The 1,863-nt window shown below is 57.0% G+C and carries 1 rRNA gene (cut by a window edge); it reads right to left on the bottom strand.

What is annotated here, in order from left to right:
- Positions 1 to 15: 15 nt before the first annotated feature.
- Positions 16 to 1,863 (bottom strand): 23S ribosomal RNA (locus ACIBZJ_RS43160) (it continues 1,366 nt past the right edge of the window).

Genomic DNA, 1,863 nt, shown 5'->3' with positions numbered 1-1,863 from the left:
AAAAAAGTATGCTTTGTGGGCAAGCCCTCGGCCTATTAGTACCGGTCAGCTCCACCTGTTACCAGGCTTCCACATCCGGCCTATCAACCCGATCGTCTACTCGGGGGCCTTAACCACTCAAGGTGGTGGGAGACCTCATCTCGAAGCAGGCTTCCCGCTTAGATGCTTTCAGCGGTTATCCCTTCCGAACGTAGCCAACCAGCCATGCCCTTGGCAGGACAACTGGCACACCAGAGGTTCGTCCGTCCCGGTCCTCTCGTACTAGGGACAGCCCTTCTCAAATCTCCAACGCGCACGGCGGATAGGGACCGAACTGTCTCACGACGTTCTAAACCCAGCTCGCGTACCGCTTTAATGGGCGAACAGCCCAACCCTTGGGACCTACTCCAGCCCCAGGATGCGACGAGCCGACATCGAGGTGCCAAACCATCCCGTCGATATGGACTCTTGGGGAAGATCAGCCTGTTATCCCCGGGGTACCTTTTATCCGTTGAGCGACACCGCTTCCACCAGCCAGTGCCGGATCACTAGTCCCAGCTTTCGCTCCTGCTCGACCTGTCAGTCTCACAGTCAAGCTCCCTTGTGCACTTGCACTCAACACCTGATTGCCAACCAGGCTGAGGGAACCTTTGGGCGCCTCCGTTACATTTTAGGAGGCAACCGCCCCAGTTAAACTACCCACCAGGCACTGTCCCCGACCCCGATCAGGGGCCCGGGTTAGACATCCAATACGACCAGAGTGGTATTTCAACGATGACTCCACGAACACTGGCGTGCCCGCTTCACAGTCTCCCACCTATCCTACACAAGCCGAATCGAACACCAATACCAAGCTATAGTAAAGGTCCCGGGGTCTTTCCGTCCTGCCGCGCGTAACGAGCATCTTTACTCGTAGTGCAATTTCGCCGAGCCTGTGGTTGAGACAGTAGGAAAGTCGTTACGCCATTCGTGCAGGTCGGAACTTACCCGACAAGGAATTTCGCTACCTTAGGATGGTTATAGTTACCACCGCCGTTTACTGGCGCTTAAGTTCTCAGCTTCGCCCTCACGGACTAACCGGTCCCCTTAACGTTCCAGCACCGGGCAGGCGTCAGTCCGTATACATCGTCTTACGACTTCGCACGGACCTGTGTTTTTAGTAAACAGTCGCTTTCCCCTGGTCTCTGCGGCCATACAACGCTCCCCCAGCAAGTGGGATCACGTCTCCGGCCCCCCTTCTCCCGAAGTTACGGGGGTATTTTGCCGAGTTCCTTAACCACAGTTCGCTCGATCGCCTCGGTATTCTCTACCTGACCACCTGTGTCGGTTTAGGGTACGGGCCGCTCGGATCTCGCTAGAGGCTTTTCTCGGCAGCATAGGATCACTCACTTCACCACAACGGCTCCCCATCAGGTCTCAGACTCAATGAAGCACGGATTTGCCAATGCTTCGCCCTACACCCTTGGCCCGGCACCACCATTCACCGGGATAAGCTACCTTCCTGCGTCACCCCATCGCTTGACTACTACAACCCGGGATCCCAGCCGCCGGCAAACCCATCCGAAGACAGACTCACTTTTGGGTGGTTAGCACAAAGCTGGTTCATCATGGACGATCCTTCGCGGGTACGGGAATATCAACCCGTTATCCATCGACTACGCCTGTCGGCCTCGCCTTAGGTCCCGACTCACCCTGGGCGGATTAGCCTGGCCCAGGAACCCTTGGTCATTCGGCGGACGGGTTTCTCACCCGTCATTCGCTACTCATGCCTGCATTCTCACTCGCACGGCGTCCACGACTGGATCACTCCGCCGCTTCCTCCGCCGTACGACGCTCCCCTACCCATCCACACAACCAACCGTAATCCCGCAGGAGTTACGACCA

It is taken from the genome of Cryptosporangium sp. NPDC051539 (genome assembly GCF_044454545.1).
In the GTDB taxonomy this organism is placed as follows: domain Bacteria; phylum Actinomycetota; class Actinomycetes; order Mycobacteriales; family Cryptosporangiaceae; genus Cryptosporangium.
The sequence above is the reverse complement of the archived record's forward strand: the minus strand, read 5'-3'. Positions and strand labels throughout refer to the sequence as shown.